This is a genomic window from Neisseria sp. P0021.S007 (assembly GCF_051956855.1).
Map to the genome: position 1 here is coordinate 1 of NZ_JBQCXA010001545.1, position 464 is coordinate 464.

Below are 464 nucleotides of genomic sequence, written 5' to 3' on the forward strand. Positions count from 1 at the left end.
TTGCCTTGCAGGCGCTCTTGCTGTTTTTGGCGTTCGTCCTGCTGCTCGCGGAATTGCGCCAGCAGCATTTTGCCGAAGGTAAAACAGATGCCGAGGAAGGAGAGAAGAAATCCGACCAACTGCCAAAATTCGATGTGTATAAAGGTTTTTTCCATTTTTAAGGCCATCCGTGTTCGAAATATTCTTGGCAAACGATGCAGCGGGTGCAGCCTTTGACTGCTTTTTGCCTTGCGTCCGGTATCGGGCTGCCGCAATCTTCGCAATGGCTCAGGCTGTCGGCACGTTCCGGTGTGTTTTGATGTTTCGCCAGGGACTCTTCCAAAAATATGGCTTCACGCTCTGATGCGCGGTCGGCAAAATCAGTCATTTTTCAGACGGCCTTTCGTGTACCAGTCCTGCCACCCGGAGACTTGGACTTCCAATTTTTGGCAGTATTCGCCGTAACGTACGGCATGGTTTAAGAG

Annotated in this window: 1 protein-coding gene; it reads right to left on the reverse strand. The window is 50.9% G+C overall.

What is annotated here, in order from left to right; all coding sequences use genetic code 11:
- Nucleotides 1-157: 157 nt before the first annotated feature.
- Nucleotides 158-367 carry a TraR/DksA family transcriptional regulator gene (locus ACTHUR_RS20175; protein WP_440400575.1) on the reverse strand — a complete coding sequence of 70 codons (210 nt, stop codon included), beginning with the start codon at nucleotides 365-367 and terminating at the stop codon, nucleotides 158-160.
- Between the last annotated feature and the right edge of the window lie 97 nt (nucleotides 368-464).

Coding starts and splice junctions, on each gene's coding strand:
- ACTHUR_RS20175 (WP_440400575.1), bottom strand. CDS start 367: ATGACTGATTTTGCCGACCGCGCATCAGAGCGTGAAGCCATATTTTTG.